Origin of the sequence: Methylobacterium sp. J-078, from assembly GCF_022829285.1 — a bacterium.
Lineage (GTDB): Bacteria > Pseudomonadota > Alphaproteobacteria > Rhizobiales > Beijerinckiaceae > Methylobacterium.
Genome location: NZ_JAKSYI010000132.1, coordinates 199484 through 218654, shown reverse-complemented (window position 1 = coordinate 218654; position 19171 = coordinate 199484). Strand labels below are relative to the sequence as shown.

General features: G+C 69.3%; 17 protein-coding genes. 14 read left to right on the top strand and 3 right to left on the bottom strand.

The genetic code is table 11. The annotated features are described in order from the left end of the window. Positions 1-36: 36 nt before the first annotated feature. The 9 genes from MKK58_RS23670 to MKK58_RS23630 all read left to right on the top strand — a co-directional run bounded on the left by MKK58_RS23670 (position 37) and on the right by MKK58_RS23630 (position 9148). Complete coding sequence (locus MKK58_RS23670; protein WP_243915412.1) at positions 37-1053, top strand: NADP-dependent oxidoreductase; 1017 nt, start codon at positions 37-39, stop codon at positions 1051-1053. 221 nt (positions 1054-1274) lie between these two features. Then, entirely contained in the window at positions 1275-1859 is a 585-nt protein-coding gene (gene ssb / locus MKK58_RS23665) for a single-stranded DNA-binding protein (RefSeq protein ID WP_243915411.1), read from the top strand. Positions 1860-2164: 305 nt separating this feature from the next. After that, a complete protein-coding gene (gene gyrA, locus MKK58_RS23660; protein ID WP_243915410.1) occupies positions 2165-4894 on the top strand; it encodes a DNA gyrase subunit A in 2730 nt (909 codons plus the stop codon). 199 nt (positions 4895-5093) lie between these two features. Beyond that, entirely contained in the window at positions 5094-5915 is an 822-nt protein-coding gene (locus tag MKK58_RS23655) for an outer membrane protein (RefSeq protein WP_243915409.1), read from the top strand. 126 nt (positions 5916-6041) lie between these two features. Continuing rightward, positions 6042-6542: a pantetheine-phosphate adenylyltransferase gene (coaD, locus tag MKK58_RS23650; RefSeq protein WP_243915408.1), complete on the top strand. Its 501-nt coding sequence runs from the start codon at positions 6042-6044 to the stop codon at positions 6540-6542. 35 nt (positions 6543-6577) lie between these two features. Then, positions 6578-7162, top strand: coding sequence for a peptidylprolyl isomerase (locus tag MKK58_RS23645; RefSeq protein ID WP_238281885.1), 585 nt, complete (start codon positions 6578-6580; stop codon positions 7160-7162). A gap of 1 nt (position 7163) precedes the next feature. Then, positions 7164-7664 carry a hypothetical protein gene (locus tag MKK58_RS23640; protein ID WP_409565304.1) on the top strand — a complete coding sequence of 167 codons (501 nt, stop codon included), beginning with the start codon at positions 7164-7166 and terminating at the stop codon, positions 7662-7664. 4 nt (positions 7665-7668) lie between these two features. Beyond that, positions 7669-8127: a peptidylprolyl isomerase gene (locus MKK58_RS23635; RefSeq protein ID WP_243915407.1), complete on the top strand. Its 459-nt coding sequence runs from the start codon at positions 7669-7671 to the stop codon at positions 8125-8127. Positions 8128-8245: 118 nt separating this feature from the next. Beyond that, the gene (locus MKK58_RS23630) at positions 8246-9148 is read left to right on the top strand and encodes an EamA family transporter (RefSeq protein WP_243915406.1); all 903 of its coding nucleotides are present in this window, start codon (positions 8246-8248) and stop codon (positions 9146-9148) included. Between the two features lie 3 nt (positions 9149-9151). Here the strand turns inward: MKK58_RS23630 and mobA are convergent, their stop codons facing one another. Both mobA and MKK58_RS23620 read right to left on the bottom strand, forming a co-directional pair. Further along, positions 9152-9772 (bottom strand): molybdenum cofactor guanylyltransferase MobA, encoded by a 621-nt coding sequence (gene mobA / locus MKK58_RS23625; RefSeq protein ID WP_243915405.1) that lies wholly within the window; start codon positions 9770-9772, stop codon positions 9152-9154. A gap of 5 nt (positions 9773-9777) precedes the next feature. Then, complete coding sequence (locus tag MKK58_RS23620; RefSeq protein WP_243915404.1) at positions 9778-10908, bottom strand: Mrp/NBP35 family ATP-binding protein; 1131 nt, start codon at positions 10906-10908, stop codon at positions 9778-9780. Between the two features lie 356 nt (positions 10909-11264). Here MKK58_RS23620 and MKK58_RS23615 point away from each other — a divergent pair, with 356 nt between their 5' ends. The 3 genes from MKK58_RS23615 (at position 11265) to MKK58_RS23605 (ending at position 14681) form a co-directional block, all read left to right on the top strand. Then, positions 11265-12626: a diguanylate cyclase gene (locus MKK58_RS23615; RefSeq protein ID WP_243915403.1), complete on the top strand. Its 1362-nt coding sequence runs from the start codon at positions 11265-11267 to the stop codon at positions 12624-12626. A 66-nt stretch (positions 12627-12692) separates the two neighbouring features. Further along, positions 12693-13196, top strand: coding sequence for a pyridoxamine 5'-phosphate oxidase family protein (locus tag MKK58_RS23610; RefSeq protein ID WP_243915402.1), 504 nt, complete (start codon positions 12693-12695; stop codon positions 13194-13196). 192 nt (positions 13197-13388) lie between these two features. After that, complete coding sequence (locus MKK58_RS23605) at positions 13389-14681, top strand: nicotinate phosphoribosyltransferase (RefSeq protein WP_243915401.1); 1293 nt, start codon at positions 13389-13391, stop codon at positions 14679-14681. Between the two features lie 7 nt (positions 14682-14688). Here MKK58_RS23605 and MKK58_RS26915 read toward each other — a convergent pair whose 3' ends face one another. Then, the gene (locus tag MKK58_RS26915) at positions 14689-15753 is read right to left on the bottom strand and encodes a methyl-accepting chemotaxis protein (protein ID WP_279578525.1); all 1065 of its coding nucleotides are present in this window, start codon (positions 15751-15753) and stop codon (positions 14689-14691) included. A gap of 575 nt (positions 15754-16328) precedes the next feature. Between MKK58_RS26915 and MKK58_RS23595 the strand changes: the two genes are divergently transcribed. Together MKK58_RS23595 and hisN are read left to right on the top strand one after the other, a co-directional pair. Next, positions 16329-18281, top strand: coding sequence for an AI-2E family transporter (locus MKK58_RS23595; protein WP_243915400.1), 1953 nt, complete (start codon positions 16329-16331; stop codon positions 18279-18281). Between the two features lie 101 nt (positions 18282-18382). Beyond that, positions 18383-19171 (top strand): histidinol-phosphatase, encoded by a 789-nt coding sequence (hisN, locus tag MKK58_RS23590; RefSeq protein WP_243915399.1) that lies wholly within the window; start codon positions 18383-18385, stop codon positions 19169-19171.

Here is a 19171-nt window from a genome sequence, read left to right as displayed (position 1 = left end):
CCGGCCTTCGCAAGACGCGACAACCCCGGAGTTTCCATGACCACCGCGAACCGCCGCATCGTCCTCGCCGCCCGCCCGCACGGGGAGCCGAACGCCTCGCATTTCCGGCTGGAGGAAGTGCGCATGCCCGTGCCGAAGGCCGGGGAGGTGCTGCTGGCCAACCGCTACCTGTCCCTCGATCCCTACATGCGCGGGCGCATGAGCGCGGCGAAATCCTATGCCGAGCCCGTCGCCATCGGCGACACCATGGTGGGGGCCACCGTGGCGGAAGTCCTGGCCTCGGATCATCCCGGGTTCAACGTCGGCGACATGGTCCTGGGCTTCGGCGGCTGGCAGGAATTCACCACGTCGGACGGCCGGGGCCTGCGAAAGCTCGATCCGGCGGCAGCCCCCGTCACCACCGCGCTCGGAATCCTTGGGATGCCCGGGATGACGGCCTATGCGGGCCTGCGCAACATCGGCCGGCCGAAAGACGGCGAGACCGTGGTGGTCGCCGCCGCCACGGGGCCGGTCGGCTCCCTGGTCGGGCAGATCGCCAAGCGCCGGGGGGCGCGGGCGGTCGGCATCGCGGGCGGTCCGGAGAAATGCGCCTACCTGCGCGAAACCCTCGGCTTCGACGCGGCCATCGACCATCGCGCGGACGACTTCCCCGATGCCCTGGCGGCGGCCTGCCCGGACGGCATCGACGTCTATTTCGAGAATGTCGGCGGCGCGGTGTTCGATGTGGTCCTGCCGCTCCTCAACACCTTCGCCCGGGTGCCGGTCTGCGGTCTCGTCTCGGGCTACAACGCCACCGAGTTGCCACCCGGCCCCGACCGGGTACCGGTGCTGATGCGGGCGATCCTGACGAAGCGCCTGCACCTCCAGGGCTTCATCATCTGGGACTACGCCGCCCAGGAACAGGATTTTCTGGACGAGGTCGGGGGCTGGCTGCGCGAGGGCCTGATCGTCCACCGGGAGGATATCGTGGACGGGCTGGAAAACGCGCCCGAAGCCTTTGCCGGCCTCCTGAAGGGGCGCAACTTCGGCAAGCTCCTCGTCCGCATCGCCTGACGGGGAAGGCGAGGCACCCGCTCGGACGCCTTGCTACCCGTCAAGAACAAATGTAGAACATCGCCCGCGCACATCGTTTGCCTGGGAGTCACGGGGACAGATTGCCGGCCACGATTGCCGCCGAGGCTTCGGAGGCTCATGACAGGCGGTATCGCGGCCGCCCGGCGGAAGGATCCGGGGGCTGCAGCGCATCGTGAGATCGATCGGTAGGAGAGAGCGGCATGGCCGGCAGCGTGAACAAGGTGATCCTGGTGGGCAATCTCGGGCGCGATCCCGAGACGCGGCGCCTCGCCTCCGGCGATCCCGTCGTGAACCTGCGCATCGCCACATCCGAGTCCTGGAAGGACAAGATGTCGGGTGAGCGCAAGGAGAAGACCGAGTGGCACTCGGTGGTGATCTACAACGAGAACCTCGCCCGGGTGGCCGAGCAGTACCTGCGCAAGGGCTCGAAGGTCTACATCGAGGGCCAGCTCCAGACCCGCAAATGGTCGGACCAGTCCGGCGTCGAGAAGTACACCACCGAGGTGGTGCTCCAGCGCTTCCGGGGCGAGCTGACGCTCCTCGACGGGCGCAGCGGCGGCGGCGGTGAGATGGGCATGGACGAGGAGAGCGGCGGCCAGATCAGCCGCGGCGGCGATTTCGGTGGCGGTGGCGGTGGACGCGGCGGCGACCGAGGTGGGGATTACGGCGGCGGCGGTGGCGGTGGTCGCGCCTCCGGCGGCGGCGGCGAGCGGCGGCCCTCGGGTGGCGGTGGCGGCGGCGGCTCAAAGCCGAACTACGACCTCGACGACGACATCCCGTTCTAGGGATCGTCGCGGCCTCGACGGCGATCACGGGCGCGGCTCCATCGGGGCCGCGCCCGTTCGTTTGTTTTCGGCGCCTCCGAACCGGAGCGCCGGAACGGCCGTGAGCGCCTGCTGAGCAAGTCCTTGGTTGCCAGGGGGTTAAGGGCCCTTTCCTGGCCCGGACCGATCGGATGTGCTATGGGTTTGCCCAGGTTCCTGCGCGGCTCGGCGCCCTTGCCGGAGACGCGCGCAACAACCCCGTGAGCGGGGGCGGCCGATGATCGCCGCCGGTGCTCCGGGCCTCGTATCAGCAGAGACCGAAGACCTTGGCAGAGAACGACATTCCGGGCGCCGGCACACCTCCGCCCGCCTCCGACATCAAGCTCGTGTCGATCACCGACGAGATGAAGCGCTCCTACCTCGATTACGCCATGAGCGTGATCGTGAGCCGGGCGCTCCCCGATGCCCGCGACGGTCTCAAGCCCGTGCACCGGCGCATCCTGTACTCGGCCTACGAGAGCGGGCACCTGCCCGAGCGCAAATACGTCAAGTCGGCCCGCATCGTCGGCGACGTGATGGGTCTCTACCACCCGCACGGCGACCAATCGATCTACGACGCCTTGGTCCGCATGGCGCAGGACTTCTCGATGCGCCTGATGCTCATCGACGGGCAGGGCAATTTCGGCTCGGTCGACGGCGATCCGCCGGCGGCGATGCGCTACACCGAGTCGCGCCTGGCCAAGCCCGCCAACGCGCTGCTCTCCGACATCGACAAGAACACCGTCGATTTCCAGTCGAACTACGACGAATCGCGCGAGGAGCCGTCCGTCCTACCGGCGCGCTTTCCCAACCTCCTCGTCAACGGCGCCGGCGGCATCGCGGTCGGCATGGCCACCAACATCCCGCCGCACAATCTCGGCGAGCTGATCGACGCCTGCGTCGCGCTGATCGACGATCCGGGCCTGTCGATCGAGCAGATCACCGAGTTCGTGCCCGGCCCCGACTTCCCCACCGGCGGTTCGATCCTCGGCCGCGCCGGCACCCGCCAGGCCTACGCCACGGGCCGCGGCTCCATCATCATGCGGGCGAAATCCCACGTGGAGGAGCTGCGCAGAGAGCGCGAGGCGCTGATCTTCACCGAGATCCCGTATCAGGTGAACAAGGCGACGCTCATGGAGAAGATCGCCGAGCTGGTGAAGGAGAAGCGCATCGAGGGCATCTCCGACCTGCGCGACGAATCCGACCGCGACGGCATGCGCATCGTCGTCGAGATCAAGCGCGACGCCATGGCCGACGTGGTGCTGAACCAGCTCTACCGGTTCACGCCCCTGCAATCGTCGTTCGGCTGCAACATGGTGGCGCTCAACGGCGGCCGCCCCGAACTCATGAACCTGAAGGACCTGCTCCGGGCCTTCGTGGATTTTCGCGAAGAGGTGGTGTCGAGGCGGACCAAGTTCCTCCTCAACAAGGCCCGCGAGCGCGCCCACGTCCTGTGCGGCCTCGCCATCGCGGTCGCCAACATCGACGAGGTGATCCGGCTCATCCGGACCTCGCCCGATCCGAATTCCGCCCGCGAGGCCCTCATGGGCCGCGACTGGCCGGCGCGTGACATCGCGCCCCTCATCGCCCTCGTCGACGATCCGCGCCACCGCATCAACGACGACGAGACCTACCGCCTGTCCGACGTGCAGGCCCGCGCCATCCTGGATCTGCGCCTGCAGCGCCTCACGGCTCTGGGCCGCGACGAGATCGGCGACGAGTTGCAGAAGCTCGCCGACGAGATCGCCGATTACCTCGACATCCTGCGCTCGCGCCCGCGCATCATGGGCATCGTCAAGGACGAACTGGCGGAGGTCCGCGAATCCTTCGCCACCCCGCGCCGCACGGTGATCCTCGACTGGGATTCCAACGTCGAGGACGAGGACCTGATCCAGCGCGAGGACATGGTGGTGACCGTGTCCCACGCCGGCTACGTGAAGCGCGTGCCCCTCTCGACCTACCGGGCCCAGCGCCGGGGCGGCAAGGGCCGCTCGGGCATGGCGACCCGCGACGAGGATTTCGTCACCCGCCTGTTCGTGGCCAACACCCACACGCCGGTGCTGTTCTTCTCGAACCAGGGCCAAGTCTACAAAGAGAAGGTCTGGCGCCTGCCGATCGCGGCGCCGAACGCGCGGGGCAAGGCGCTGGTCAACATCCTGTCCATGGATGCCGGCACCGAGCGCATCACCACCATCATGCCGCTGCCGGAGGACGAGGCCTCCTGGGAGACCCTCGACGTCATGTTCGCGACCGCCAGCGGCGGGGTCCGGCGCAACAAGCTCTCGGACTTCGTCCAGGTGAACCGCGCCGGCAAGATCGCCATGAAGCTCGACGAGGGCGACCACATCGTCCACGTGGAGATCTGCCGCGCCGACCAGAACGTGCTGCTGACCACCCAGGCCGGCCAGTGCATCCGCTTCCCCGTCGAAGATGTGCGCGTCTTCAAGGGCCGCGATTCCACCGGCGTGCGCGGCATCAGCCTCGCCAAGGACGACCGGGTCATCTCGATGACGATCCTGAACAGCTTCGAGGCCACGCCCGAGGAACGGGCCGGCTATCTCAAGATGCGCCGCGCCGTGATCGGCGAGCCAGGGGAGGGCGAGGAGGCCGCCGAGGCCGAGGAGGGCGTGTCGGAAGCCTCCGCCATTTCCCTCGAGCGCTATCACGAGATGGGCGGAGCCGAGCAATTCGTGCTGACGCTCTCGGAGCGCGGCTTCGGCAAGCGCAGTTCGTCCTACGAGTACCGGACCTCGGGGCGCGGCGGCAAAGGCATCACGGCCATGCGGGTGAACGCCCGCAACGGCAACCTTGTCGCCTCCTTCCCGGTCCAGCCCTCCGACCAGATCATGCTGGTCACGGATGGCGGGCAGCTCATCCGGGTGCCGGTGGACGACATCCGCATCGTCGGGCGCGCCTCCCAGGGCGTCACCGTGTTCAACACGGAAAAGACCGAGCGCGTCGTGTCCGTCGAGCACATCGAGGGCGAGGACGAGAGCGAGGGAGCCGAGGAAAGCTGAGACGGTTCGATACCATCGATCATCCCCGCACTCATCACGAAGACGTGTACGCGGGGATGATCAAGTCCTTGAAAGCGTATCGAATATCTTCTCGATCTTGCGTCATTACTGAGACGTGTGACGCAGATACAATAGCGAAACACCCGCCGGCACCGTATCCCCAATGTCGAGCCGCCCCTGACATTCGTGGAATTTTCAAGTGCTGAAGCAGATTCTCCTCGCTGGCGCCGCCGGCGCCCTCCTGTGCGGCGCCGCCTCGGCCGCCGACCTTCCGCGCCGCGCGGCCCCGCCGGTCTTCGTGCCCCTCCCGGTCTTCACCTGGACGGGCGCCTATCTCGGCGTGAACGCCGGTTACGCCTTCAGCGAGCGTGACACCGTCCGCACCACCGGCATCGGCGCCCTCCAGAACAACGTGAACCTCGGCTTCCGCCAGGCCGCCATCAACGTCCGCCAGGAAGGCTTCACCGCCGGCGGCCAGATCGGCTACAACTACCAGTTCACGCCGGGCAACGGCATCGTCGTGGGCGTCGAGGCCGATGCGGCCTACACCGACCTGCAGCGTACCCGCACCGACATCCGCTTCAACCCCAACACGCTGACGAACACCTATCGCAGCGAGCTGTCGTTCCTCGGCACCGTGCGCGGCCGCATCGGCTACGCCTTCGACCGGTTCCTGGTCTACGGGACCGGCGGCTTCGCCTACGGCGACGTGAACCAGAGCGTGACGTTCCAGACCAACGCCCCCATCGCGTATGCGGGTTCGCGTTCGAACATCGAGACGGGCTACGCCTATGGCGGCGGCATCGAGTACGCCCTGCCCACCGACTCGTTCCTGAACTTCTTCAAGTCCTCCGCCGTGACGATCAAGGCCGAGTACCTGCGCTACGACCTCGGCTCGCGCGCCATCACGGTCGCCAACACCAACACGGCCGTGTTCCCGGGCGCCGGCTACATCGCCCGCTTCCGGACCGAGGGCAGCATCGCCCGCGCCGGCATCAACTACAAGTTCGGCACCTACTAGGATCACCCGGCGCCGGTATCCCGGCCCCGATCCTGAGAGAGGCGGGCTCCCGAAACGGGGCCCGCCCTTTTTCGTTGCGGGCGGGGAGGTTCCGTTCCGGGGCGAAATGCTCTACCCCGGGCCGCGATGATCCGCACCGCCCTCTATGCCGGCTCGTTCGACCCGGTCACGAACGGACACCTCGACGTCATCCGTCAGGCCTGCCGGCTCGTCTCCAATCTGGTCATCGCCATCGGCGTGCATCCCGGCAAGGCGCCGATGTTCTCGCCGGAGGAGCGCGCCGAACTGCTGCGTGCCACCTGTGGGCCGCTGGCGCAGGCCGAGAGCACCGAGCTCACCATCGTCACCTTCGACGACCTCGCGGTGACGGCGGCCCGTCGCGTCGGCGCCTCGGTGTTCATCCGGGGCCTGCGCGACGGCACCGACCTCGATTACGAGATGCAGCTCGCCGGCATGAACGGCGCCATGGCGCCGGAGGTGCAGACCGTCTTCCTGCCGGCCTCCACCGGCGTCCGGCCGATCACCGCCACCCTGGTCCGCCAGATCGCCGCGATGGGGGGCGACGTCTCGCCCTTCGTACCCCCGGCAGTGGCCGAGCGCCTGAACCGGCGCTTCGGCAGATCCTGATCCCCAAGACCCGACTGAAGAGAGAACGCCTGCCCATGAAGTTCGGCAACACCCTCGGCCTCAACCGCCGGATCGCCCTCCTCAGCCTCGCCGCCCTGATCGGCACGGCGCCCGCGGCCTTCGTGACCGGAGCCTTGGCGGCGGACGAGAACACGGTGTTCCTCGACACCAAGGACGGCCGGGTCACCATCGAGCTGCGGCCCGATCTGGCACCCAAGCACGTGGCTCAACTCAAGACCCTGATCAAGAAGGGCTTCTACAACGGCCTGAAGTTCCACCGCGTCATGGACGGCTTCATGGCCCAGACCGGCGACCCGAAGGGCAACGGCACCGGCGGCTCGGACCTGCCGAACATTCCGGCCGAGTTCTCGCAATCCCCGTTCCGGCGCGGCACCGTCGGCATGGCCCGCTCGTCGGACCCGAACTCCGCCAATTCCCAGTTCTTCATCTGCCTCGGCGACGCGCCGTTCCTCAACGGCCAGTACACCGTGGTCGGCCTCGTCTCCTCGGGCATGGAGGCCGTCGACGCGATCAAGAAGGCGGCTCCGGGGGCGCCCGGCGGGGCCGTGCAGAACCCCGACAAGATCGTGAAGATGCAGATGGCGCAGGGGGCCAAGTAGGGTGTTCGGCGGCCGCCGCGCCGGGACGCTCCTCGCGGCCATCGCCGCGACGACGCTCGGCGCCTCGGCCGCCGCACAGGGCGCGCCCGCGACCGGACCCCTGACCCTGCCGGAGACCCTGCGCGGCACCGTTCAGGTTCCGCAGCAGGAGGTCCCCCGGCCGGGAATGGCCGGGCCGCAGCCCGCCGACACCCTCAAGGAACTCTACCCCGTCCTCGCCGCATGCTGGGAGGTGCCGCCGGGCCTCGCGCGCTTCGAGCGCACCGAGATCACGGCGCGCTTCGCGCTCCGGCGCGACGGATCGGTGATCGGCACGCCCCGCGTGACGTTCTCGACACAGAATTCGGATACCCGCGCCTACCGCATCCTCACCGATGCGACCCTGGCGGCGATCCGGCGCTGCACGCCGGCCCGGATCACGCCCGCCCTCGGTGCGGCCATCGCGGGGCGCCCGATCGCGCTCCGCTTCATCTACCAAGGACCCAAGGGACAAGGAGTCTAGACCCATGGCAGAGACCGAGACCATCATCCTGGAGACCACCAAGGGCCGCGTCGTGATCGGCCTGCGCGCCGACCTCGCACCGAACCACGTGGAGCGCCTGAAGACCCTTGCGGCACAAGGCTTCTACGACGGCGTGCCGTTCCACCGCGTCATCGACGGCTTCATGGCCCAGACCGGCGACCCGACCGGCACCGGCTCGGGCGGTTCGGATCTCCCCGACCTCAATGCCGAGTTCAACGCCGAGCCGCACGTGCGCGGCACCTGCTCGATGGCCCGCACGAACTTCCCGCACTCGGCCAACTCGCAGTTCTTCATCTGCTTCGGCGATGCCCGCTTCCTCGACAAACAGTACACCGTCTGGGGCAAGGTCGTGGAAGGCATGGACGTGGTCGACAGCCTGAACAAGGGCGAGCCGCCGCGCTCCCCCGACAAGATCGTCAAGGCGACCGTCGGCTCCGCCTGATCCGACCCACGAAAATCCGAGTTCGATGGAAGTGTCCGCGCGAAGGTGCGGACACTTCTTTCGTTTCGGGACCCGGCAGACCTTGGCACGGCGTCCATGGCCTGAAAGACGGCGAGCCATGACCGGCACCCTCCCGCTTCGCGACATCCTCCTCGCCCTCGCGGTGGTGGCGGTCTGGGGCACGAACTTCGTCGTGATCCGGATCGGGCTCGACCACCTGCCGCCGCTGCTCTTCGCGGCCCTGCGCTTCGTACTCGCCGCCCTGCCGGGCGTGTTCCTGCTGTCCCGCCCGGCGGTTCCCTGGCGCAACCTCGCGGCCTACGGCCTGCTGATCGGGGCCGGACAGTTCGGCCTCCTGTTCATCGCCCTGCGCGGTCACATCTCCCCCGGCCTCGCCTCCCTGGTGATCCAGATCCAGGTCTTCTTCACCATCGGCCTGTCGATCCGCCTGACCGGCGAGCGGGTGCCGGGTCACCAATGGGCGGCCCTCGCCCTCGCGGCGGCGGGCCTCGTCGTCATCGTGGCCCATACCGACGCCGCGACGACGCCGTTCGGCCTCGGGCTGGTCGTCTGCGCCGCCATGAGTTGGGCGGGCGGCAACATGGCGGCCAAGCGCAGCGGCGCGCGGGCGATGCTGCCCTACGTGGTCTGGGCGAGCCTGTTCTCGGCCCCGCCGCTCCTTGCCGCCTCGTTCCTCCTCGAAGGCTGGGACGCCATCCGCGACGGTCTCCTGCGGGCCGATCTCGCGACCTGGGGCGCGGTAATCTGGCAATCGGTCGGCAACACGATGTTCGGCTACGCCGTCTGGGGCTGGCTGCTGTCGCGCCACCCCGCCGCCCTGATCACCCCGATGGCGCTCCTGGTGCCGGTCTTCGGGATGGGTGCGTCGGCCCTCTGGCTCGGCGAGCCGCTTCCGGGCTGGAAGCTCGCCGCTGCCGGCCTCGTCCTCGGGGGCCTCGCCCTCGGGCTGCTCTATCCGCGCTGGCGGGCCCGCGCCGCGGCGAAAAGCGCTCCGACCTGACCGCTACCGACGCTCGATCCCGGCGAGGCGGGCTTCGGCCGCAGCCAGATCCTCCGGCGCGTTGATGTTGGCGAAGGGGTCGCCGGGCTCGGACGGCCAGGACACCGCCACCGCGCCGTGATGCCTCAGGAAAGCGCCGACCCGGCGCTCGCCGCGCTCCACCAGGGCCGCGCGCAGGCCCGCATGCAGGGCCACCGGCCAGAGCGCCACCGTGAAATGCTCGCGCCCGCCCGACGCCGCCATGGCGATCGCGTCGTCCCGGCCGGCTGAGGCGGCGAGGCGGGCGACCAGATCGAGGGGCAGGAACGGCGCATCGCCCGAGACGCTGGCGACGTGGCGCGTGGCCGGATGATGGGCGGCCGCGTGATCGAGGGCCGCCAGGATTCCGGCCAGCGGCCCCGGATTGCCGGGCACGCCGTCGGGCACGATCGCGCCCGGGAATTCCGGAAAGCGGCCCGGATCACCGTTGGCGTTGAGGATCACGCCGGCCGCGCATTGAGGCGCGAAGCGGGCGAGCACCCGGTCGAGCAGGGTACGGCCTCCGAGGGTGCGCAGGGGCTTGTCGCCCCCGCCCATGCGGCGCGCGAGCCCGCCCGCGAGGATCACGCCCAGCACCGGCGGCATCGCGGCTACTCGATGACGATGCGGGGGGCCGCCCGGGGCGCCGGGCCGCCGGTCAGGTTGCCCCAGAGCTTGGCGGCGATGCCGCGATAGACCTGGGCGTGCGGTCCGTCCGGGTCCACCGCCACCACGGGGCGGCCAGCATCCGAGGTCTCGCGGATCGTCATGTTCAGCGGCACCTCGCCGAGGAACGGCACCTCCAGCCGCTCGGCCTCGGCCCGCGCGCCGCCATGCCCGAAGATGTGCGAGGCCGTGCCGCAATGCGGGCAGATGAACGTCGCCATGTTCTCGATGACGCCGAGGATCGGCACCGCGACCTTGCGGAACATCGTCACGCCGCGGCGCGCGTCGATGAGGGCCAGATCCTGCGGGGTCGAGACGATGACCGCACCGGAGAGCGGCGTCGCCTGCGCCATGGTGAGCTGCGCGTCGCCGGTGCCGGGGGGCATGTCGACCACCAGGACGTCGAGTTCGCCCCAGGCGACCTCGCGCAACATCTGGGTGATGGCCGACTGCACCATGGGGCCGCGCCAGATCATCGCCGTCTCGGGCTCGATCAGGAAGCCGATCGACATCACCTTGATGCCGAAGCCCTCCATCGGGGCGAGCAGGCGCTCCTCGATCACCCTGGGTTTCCCGGAGAGTCCGAACAGCTTCGGCACCGAGGGACCGTAGATGTCGGCATCGAGGAGCCCGACCTTCAGGCCCTGGGCCGACAGCGCCAGCGCAAGGTTGCAGGCGGTGGTCGACTTGCCGACGCCGCCCTTGCCGGAGGCGACGGCCACGATGTGGCGCACGCCCGGAAGGGCCGGGCCGGTACGCGGCTGCGGAGCGGCCGGGCGTCCCGGAGCAGGCGGCTGCGGCGGTGCCTGAGCGGGCTGGTTCGGTCCGCGCTCGGAGGTCAGGCTCGCGAACACGCCGGACACGCCGGGCGTCGCCAGGATCGCGCCCTCGGCCCGGCGCCGGATCGGCTCGAAACGCTCCGCCTCGCTCGGGTCGATCAGGATCGAGAACATGACCCGGTTCGTCGGGTCCACCACGACCTGCGACAGCCGCCCGGAGGCCGGCAGCGTGGTCCCGGCGGCATCGACCGTCACGGTCGAGAGGACCGTCAGCACATCGTCTCGGGTGATCGCCAAGGGTCTGGCTCCTTGCCGCGGCGGGCCGGCCGGAGGGCTACGGCGCGGACACTATCGGGAGAGGTTCGCGCACGCCGCGGCGCAGGCCGTCGCGTTCACGAAGAGCCCATGCGACAGCACAGCCAGCGCTGCGACGCAAGCGCGGAGCGCACGACCCGGGGCGACAGCCGGTCGCGGCCCCGTGCTTGGAGCGGGTATCCACCACACGCCGTCGCGAAATCGATTCAGGATTTGGTAGGGATGTCGCGACGGCACGCAGCCGGGATTGCGCCCTTCCACCGCCCGGCCACGTTCGGTCCCGAGAGATTGGGGCGCCCCCCGCAGGGACGGCGCGCAGGGACCGGGATCGTCACATCGTGCTCGATTGGATTCGCCGCTGGCTCGCCACGCCCGAGCGGGCCTTCACACGTCGTCCGCGCGGCGAGGTCGCCCTCACCGACCTCACGGTGAGCCCGCGCCTCCTGCGCTTCTCCCGCCCCGTCTCGGCCCGCTACGAGATCGACACGGGCCGCGAGCGCGCGCGTCATCTGCGGCGTACGATCCTGATCGGGCTCGTGTTCCACAACGGCTTCTCGCTGACCACGTGGCTGCTGGCGCCCGAGATGTTGCCCCTGGCCCTCGGCCTGCGCCTCGGCCTCGTGACGCCGCTGGCCCTGCTCCTGGCCTGGGCCGTACCCCGGATGCCGGGGCCGCGGCGCGAGCGCATGGTCACCGCCACGATGCTCCTCGTGACGGGGGTACCGATCCTGCTCTTCTGCCTGGGGCAAGGCACCCTGAGCGCCATCGGCTTCATCGAGTATCCGCTGATGGTGGTGTTCGCCGCATTGATGCTCGTGCTGCGCTTTCCCCATGCCCTGGTGCTCACGGGCCTCGGCGCGGCAGGCGCCCTCGCGGCCATCGGCTTACGGGGGGACCTGAGCCCCGAACTCGCCCTCTGCCTCGCCTTCCAGGTGCTGACGGCCAGCGCGTTCGTCCTCTACGGCAACCACCAGATCGAGGGCGTGCGCCGGCGGGCCTACCTCGTCTCCCTGCGCGAGATCCTGCGCTCGGCCGGCCTGGAGCACGACCGGCGCGTCCTCACCTTACTGTCCGAGACCGACGCCCTCACGGGGCTCGCCAACCGCCGCGCCCTCGATACCGCCCTGGCGGCCTCCGCCGGTGAGACGCGCGGCACGGCCCTCCTCATGATCGACGTCGATCACTTCAAGCGCTTCAACGACGCCTACGGCCATCCGGCCGGGGACGCATGCCTGCGCCGCATCGCCGAGGCGCTCGCCGGGCAGACCCGCGGCGGGCGCGATGTGGTGGCGCGCTACGGCGGTGAGGAATTCTCGCTGCTGATGCGGGCCTGCGACCGTCGCGGGGTGGAACGCGTCGTCCGGCGCCTTCACCGTGCCATCGCCCATCTGGCCATCCCGCACGCCGACCGGGGCGACGGCCTGACGGGTGTCACGGTGAGTGTCGGAGTCGCGCTCACGGAGCCGGGCCGGAGCGCGGAGCCGGACGAACTTCTGGCCGAGGCCGACACGGCCCTCTACGAGGCGAAGCGGCGGGGCCGGAACACCCACGTGATCCGGCCGATCGGCGAGGGCGACCTGTCCGCCCGCGAGCGGCCGCCCGGTCGCCTGACGGTGCTGCGCCGGCCGGCCGCACGGACCGCATCACCGAAGGTCGCGCCGCTGCGCAACCCCGAAACCAATGCCGCCCTGGCTCGTTGAGCACACGAACCGGCGGCGCGCGACCGCGCTGCCGACGCCGATCGACGAGTTGGAGACCACGATCCCATGCACCAGGGCAACCACCGCGACCACGAGGGCGCTAAGAAACTGTTCGCCCTCATCAAGGACGTCAAGGTCGCGATGATGACCACCGCCGACCAGGACGGGAAGCTCTACAGCCGTCCGATGTGGTGCCAGGAGGCGGACGAGAGCGGCGATCTGTGGTTCTTCACCAGGCTGCATTCGCCGAAGACCGCCGAGATCAGCAAGGACAATCAGATCAACCTCGCCTACTCGGACCCGTCGAGCCAGACCTACGTGTCGATCGCAGGCAAGGCCGAGATCGTCACCGATCAGGCAACGATCAACGACAAGTGGAGCGAGGGCCTCAAGACCTGGTTCCCCAATGGGAGGGAAGACCCCGAGGTCGCTCTGCTGCGCGTCCACCCCGAGAAGGGCGAGTACTGGGACAGCCCGAACGCCACGATGCTTCACATCTACGGCTACGTGAAGGCGGCGCTGACCGGCGAGTCGCCCAAGACCGAGACCAAGAAGGTCGATCTGGCCTGATCGGCGGGCCCGGCCGACCGAGTGCGAGGGCGGCGCGCCGAAGGGTGCGCTGCCTTCATCGTTTGGAAAGCCCGATCACGATCGTCGCGGCCCGGACCTGCGTCGCGAGCGATTGACTTACCCTTCGCTGCCATGCGCCTCTGCGGCCTCGCCGGCGCCGGAGGCGCCGCTTGAGGGGCCGCGATCCGTACCATGCTCGATCTTGCCACGCGGGTGTACAACCACAGCTTCAAGATCGACCCGATCGTCAGGTCGCTGCTCGACACGGATTTCTACAAGCTCCTGATGGCGCAGACGATCTTTCGCCGCCATCGCGACGCCCGCGTCACCTTCGGCATCCAGAACCGTTCGCGGCAGGTGCGCCTGGCCGATTTCGTCGATGCCGGCGAGTTGCGCGAGCAGCTCGACCACGCCCGCTCCGTCTCCCTGAGCCGCGGTGAATCCACCTGGCTGCGCGGCAACACCTTCTACGGCCAGCGCCAGATGTTCTCGGCCGACTTCATGGACTGGCTCGAAGGCTTCCGCCTGCCCGAGTACGAATTGGAAGCGCGGGACGGGCAGTACGTCCTCACCTTCCACGGGCCCTGGATCGAGACCACCATGTGGGAGGTGCCGGCGCTCGCCATTCTCAACGAGTTGCGCACGCGGGGCGTGGTGCGCCACCTCGGCAAGCTCGACCTTCAGGTGCTGTATGCCCGCGCGATGACCCGGGTCTGGGAGAAGATCGAGCGGCTGCAGCGCCTGCCCGGTCTGTCCATCGCGGATTTCGGGACCCGGCGCCGCCACGGATTCCTGTGGCAGGACTGGTGCGTCGAGGCGATGCACGAGGCCCTGGGTGAGCGCTTCCTTGGCACCTCGAACTGCCTCATCGCCCTGCGCCGCGAGGTCGAGGCGGTGGGCACCAACGCCCACGAGTTGCCGATGGTCTACGCGGCCCTGGCCGACGACGATGCGGGCCTCGCCCGAGCGCCCTACGACGTGCTGGCCGACTGGCAGCAGGACTACGCCGGAAACCTGCTGGTGATGCTGCCGGACACCTACGGCACCACCGGCTTCCTGGCGAACGCCCCGGCCTGGATGAACGCCTGGACCGGGATCCGCATCGACTCGAAGGAGCCGATCGCCGGCGGCGAGGAGGCCATCGCCTGGTGGCGCTCGCGGGGCTCGGACCCGCGCGAAAAGCTCGCGATCTTCTCCGACGGTCTCGATATCGACACCATCGAGGCGATCCACGCGCATTTCCACGGCCGGATGCGGATCGGCTACGGCTGGGGCACCTTGCTGACCAACGATTTCCGGGGCCTTGTGCCGAACGGGCGCCTCGACCCGATCTCCATCGTCTGCAAGGTGATCGCCGCCGACGGCCGGCCCACGGTGAAGATCTCCGACAACCCGTCGAAGGCGATCGGCCCGGCCGAGGAGATCGCGCGCTACACCCGCGTCTTCGGCATCGAGAACCAGCCCGCGATGCCCGTCCTGGTTTGACGGACGCTCAGCCCGGGGCCTGGACGATGACCCCGTACCAGCCGAGCCCCGCATAGGTCTCGTAGCCCAGCGTACGGTGGAAGGCGACGATCCGTCCGGTCCGGGGATCGAGATCGGCGCCGCTCGTCCTACCGTTAACGGCCAGGGGCAAGGTCTCTTCCAGCACGCCGCGCCCGTCCGAGGCCGCGATCACCCGGTGGCGCGCATCCACGAGGAGGACCCGGGTGCGCGCCTTGTCCTCGCCCGACACCCGCACACCGTCGACGATGGCGCGGGCCTGGGCCTCCCAGTCGAAGTGGATGGCCAGGACACCGATCGGCCGGGCCCGGCTGTTCCCGTCGGCGCGCACGCTGGCGCAGTAGGTCGCGACCTGCGCACCGCCGAGGCCGGCCTGGCCCGTCACGTCGGCCGCGACGTAGGCGTTCCCGTCGGGCAGCGCGGCCGCACGCCGGAACCAGTCCTGATCGGCGACATTGCGCCCGACGAGGCCGGGATAGCGGTCCGGCCGGCCGTGGGCAAGGACGTTGCCCTGCAGGTCGCAGAGCCAGAGGTCGAGATAGACCGTGTAGGCATCGAGGATGATGCCAAGGCGCTGGGTGGCGTGGGCCGTCGCTTCGCGCGTCGGCGCCGCGGCGCAGGCCACCAGGGCCGCGTCAGTGGCCCACCAGCGGACGTCGCAGGTGCGCTCGTAGAGATTCCGGTCGATGAGCTCGACCGCGTTGAGGGCGAGATCGATCAAACGGTCGGTCTGCGATCCCTCCGCGAAGCTCCGGACCCGGATCTGGAGGCTGGCGATGCGGTTCGAGAGCTCGACCTCCAGGGCGCGGGCGACAGTCTCCACCTCCGCGCCGATCGCCCGCACCTCCTGTGCCACCACCGAGAAGCCACGGCCCATCTCGCCGGCGCGGGACGCCTCGATCAGCGCATTGAGCGCAAGCATCTTCACCTGTCCGGTGATCGCCTGGATGCGCCGGCTCTTGTCGGACGAGATGCGTTGGAGTTCGGCGATCTCGGCGGCGATCCCGCGCAGGCTCGTTGCGTCGGGCGAGGGGGAACCGGCGCCAGCGTCCATCGCCATGTCGTGCAAAACCACCTCCCGCTCTCGTCGGACGCCGTTTGACGCCGCCCGTTACTGTGGCCTACGAAATTAAGCTTATCATTCGATTAAAGTCCGGCCTCGTTACAATTTCCTCGCGTGTCGCGGACGCGTCAGTGGATGCTGTGCAGTGGAACAGCTTGGCACTCGACAGGGATCGACAAACACACCGTTGTCGTTTGGGAAACTCGATTGCCCGAATTCCCGCCAAACGTAACTGGGCGCAGTAGAAGAATTCCCGGAGGCCAAAGATGTGCTCGGGTATCGCGCGGCAAAACGGTCCTTCTCCACGCAGGCCCGATCGACGAGAACACGGCGCCCACAAGAAAAGACACGGGAACGCACGGTCCGATACAACCGTGATGGCGTCGTCGACTGAGCGACCATCCCGTTCAGCCATGCAATCGAAGCAGATCTGACGCAGCGCAATCACGGTTTCGCGACGAGATGAGCCGTCGCGAGGGATCGTTTTTCGCAAGCGATTCGTTCTCATCGCGGTGGTGCCCGCAAGCGCGCGGACCCGCGCGTCGCGTCTGGAACACGGAATCGGAATGGCCCTGCGATCAACCCCGAAGCCGTCCGTCGTACCGCCGCGACCGACCCGCGTCTCGGCCGCCGCCACGCCGCCACAGACCCTGACCTCACCGTTCGTCATGACCGCCCTGATCATGGTGGGCCTGTATGTCGGCCGTGACGTCCTGATCCCGATCGCCATCGCGATCCTGCTCTCCTTCGTCCTCGGCCCGCTGGTCAACCTGCTTCGGCGCTGGCGTTTCGGCCGGTTCCTGTCGGTGGCGACCTCGGTGCTCCTCGCCCTCGGCACGGCAGCCACCCTGGCGACCCTGATCGGCGTGCAGATCGCCGACATCGCCAAGGACGTGCCGCGCTACCGCAGCACCATCGAGCGCAAGATCGAGGGCCTCAACGACACCCCGGCCGGGCGCCTCGCCGGCTACGTCGCCAGCATCGGCCGGACGATGCACGAGAGCCACGACGAGGCGAAGCCCGAGCCCAAACCCGAATCCCGGGCCGATCCCGCCCCGCCCGAGAAGGCGCTCTTGGTGGAGGTCAAGGAACGGGCGCCGGGGCCGGTGACCCTGGCGGGTACGCTGCTCTCGCCGATCCTGCATCCGCTGGCCACCATCGGCATCGTCTTCGTGGTGCTGCTCTTCCTGCTGATGCAGCGGGAGGACCTGCGCGACCGGATGATCCGGCTGGCCGGCTCCAGCGACCTCCATCGCACCACCGTGGCGATGGACGACGCCGCCAAGCGCCTGAGCCGGTACTTCCTGGTTCAGCTCGGCCTCAACGCCTCCTTCGGCCTCGTGGTCGGCATCGGGCTCTACGTCCTCGGCGTGCCGAACCCGGTCCTGTGGGGCATCTTCTCGGCGCTGATGCGCTTCGTGCCCTACGTCGGCGCCTTCGTGTCGGCCCTTTTCCCCCTGGCGCTCGCCGCCGCGGTCGATCCCGGCTGGTCCATGGTGATCGGGACGCTGATCCTGTTCCTGATCCTGGAGCCCCTGGTCGGACACTTCATCGAGCCGATGCTCTACGGCCAGTCCACCGGGATGTCGCCCTTCGCGGTCCTGGTCTCGGCCCTGTTCTGGACCTGGCTCTGGGGACCCGTCGGCCTGCTGCTCTCGACGCCCCTGACGGTCTGCCTCGTGGTGCTCGGGCGCCACGTCGACAAGCTCGAATTTCTCGACGTGCTGTTCGGCGACCGCCCGGCCCTGACCCCGGTGGAGAACTTCTACCAGCGCATTCTCGCCGACGACCCGGAGGAGGCGCAGGAGCATGCCGACCTGATCCTCAAAACCTGCTCGCTCACCGCCTATTACGACGAAGTCGTGGTGAAGGGCCTCGAACTCGCCGCTCGGGATGCCGCCCGGGGCGTGCTCACCACGGAGCAGAAGAGCGACATCCGCGCCAGCGTCGGCGGCCTCATCGACGAACTGGCCGACCGCGACGACCTGCGCAGCGACACGGAGGCGAAGGCCGATCCCGACGCGCCGCGTCCCGAGCCGGTGCCTGAGGCGTGGCGGACCACCGGCACGGTGCTGTGCGTGGCCGGGCGCAGCTTCGTCGACGAATCCGCCTGCGCGATCCTGGCCCAACTCCTGGCCAAGCGCGGGATCGGGGCCCGGGTGGTCCCCTTCGCCGACGTGGCCCGGGCGCGGATCGGGGATTTCGACCCCGGCCCGGCCAAGCTCGTCTGCATCGTGTCGATGGCGATCAACGGCGAACCCACGCATCTGCGCCGGCTGGCCGAGCGCCTGCGCCGCAAGCTGCCGGGCACCTGCTTCGTCCTCGGCCTGTGGCAGGCGGACGATGCGGACCTCGACGAGGCGACCCGGCACCGGGCGGTCGATGCCGACATCCACGTCTCGTCCCTGCGCGCGGCCGTGGAGGCCGTGGTGGCGACCGCGCAGGGCAAGCGTGCCCCGGACGCAATGCCCGCCCAGCCCGGGGGCGAGTTCGCTCGCGTGCAGCCCCTGCCGGCCTGACGCCCATGCCGGCCTGACACCGCCCACAGGACCGTTTGGGGCTTGACCGGCGGCCCGTCCGTCCGCTTCGCTTACCCGCGTCTCGGTAAGGGGAAGGCTCGATGAGCGTCGTCGATCTCGCGCGGTTCATGGACGATCTCGCCACCGCCTCGGGGCAGGCGATCCTGCCTTTCTTCCGGGCCGCGTTCGGCATGGACGACAAGGCCCGCGGCGGAGCGGCCTTCGACCCCGTGACGGAGGCCGACCGGGCCGCCGAGGTGGCGATGCGCGGCATGATCCGGCGCCATCTGCCGACCCATGGCATCCTGGGCGAGGAGTTCGGCTCGGAGAACCTCGATGCCGAATGCGTCTGGGTGCTCGACCCGATCGACGGGACTCGGGCCTTCGTCGCCGGCCTGCCGACCTGGGGCACGCTGATCGGCCTGACCCATCACGGCGCCGCGGTGCGCGGTCTGATGCACCAGCCGTATCTCGGCGAGCTGTTCTCCGGCGATGGTGCGCAGGCCCGCCTGCGCTCACCCCGCGGCGAGCGCAGGCTCCTGACCCGGCGCGGCACCGCCCTCGACCAGGCGATCCTCGCCACCACCGATCCGCGCCTCTTCGCCGAGGGCGCGGAGCGGGAGCGCTACCTCGCCCTGGAGGGCGCGGTGCGCCTCTCCCGCTACGGCACCGACTGCTACGCCTACTGCATGCTGGCGGCCGGACAAATCGACCTGGTGGTGGAGGCCGGCCTCAAGCCCTACGACATCGTCGCATTGATCCCGATCATCGAGGGGGCCGGCGGCATCGTGACGACCTGGGACGGCGGGCCGGCGACCGGGGGCGGGCGCATCGTCGCCGCCGGGGACCGGCGCCTGCACGAAGCGGCCCTGCGACACCTGAACCCGTGA

Excerpts from the sequence above, each read along its gene's own strand:
- MKK58_RS23645 (WP_238281885.1), top strand. The coding sequence starts at position 6,578 with ATGAAGTTCGGCAACACCCTCGGCCTCAACCGCCGGATCGCCCTCCTC.
- MKK58_RS23670 (WP_243915412.1), top strand. The coding sequence starts at position 37 with ATGACCACCGCGAACCGCCGCATCGTCCTCGCCGCCCGCCCGCACGGG.
- coaD (WP_243915408.1), top strand. The coding sequence starts at position 6,042 with ATGATCCGCACCGCCCTCTATGCCGGCTCGTTCGACCCGGTCACGAAC.
- ssb (WP_243915411.1), top strand. The coding sequence starts at position 1,275 with ATGGCCGGCAGCGTGAACAAGGTGATCCTGGTGGGCAATCTCGGGCGC.
- MKK58_RS23605 (WP_243915401.1), top strand. The coding sequence starts at position 13,389 with ATGCTCGATCTTGCCACGCGGGTGTACAACCACAGCTTCAAGATCGAC.
- MKK58_RS23595 (WP_243915400.1), top strand. The coding sequence starts at position 16,329 with ATGGCCCTGCGATCAACCCCGAAGCCGTCCGTCGTACCGCCGCGACCG.
- MKK58_RS23630 (WP_243915406.1), top strand. The coding sequence starts at position 8,246 with ATGACCGGCACCCTCCCGCTTCGCGACATCCTCCTCGCCCTCGCGGTG.
- MKK58_RS26915 (WP_279578525.1), bottom strand. The coding sequence starts at position 15,753 with ATGGACGCTGGCGCCGGTTCCCCCTCGCCCGACGCAACGAGCCTGCGC.
- MKK58_RS23635 (WP_243915407.1), top strand. The coding sequence starts at position 7,669 with ATGGCAGAGACCGAGACCATCATCCTGGAGACCACCAAGGGCCGCGTC.
- MKK58_RS23610 (WP_243915402.1), top strand. The coding sequence starts at position 12,693 with ATGCACCAGGGCAACCACCGCGACCACGAGGGCGCTAAGAAACTGTTC.
- mobA (WP_243915405.1), bottom strand. The coding sequence starts at position 9,772 with ATGCCGCCGGTGCTGGGCGTGATCCTCGCGGGCGGGCTCGCGCGCCGC.
- hisN (WP_243915399.1), top strand. The coding sequence starts at position 18,383 with ATGAGCGTCGTCGATCTCGCGCGGTTCATGGACGATCTCGCCACCGCC.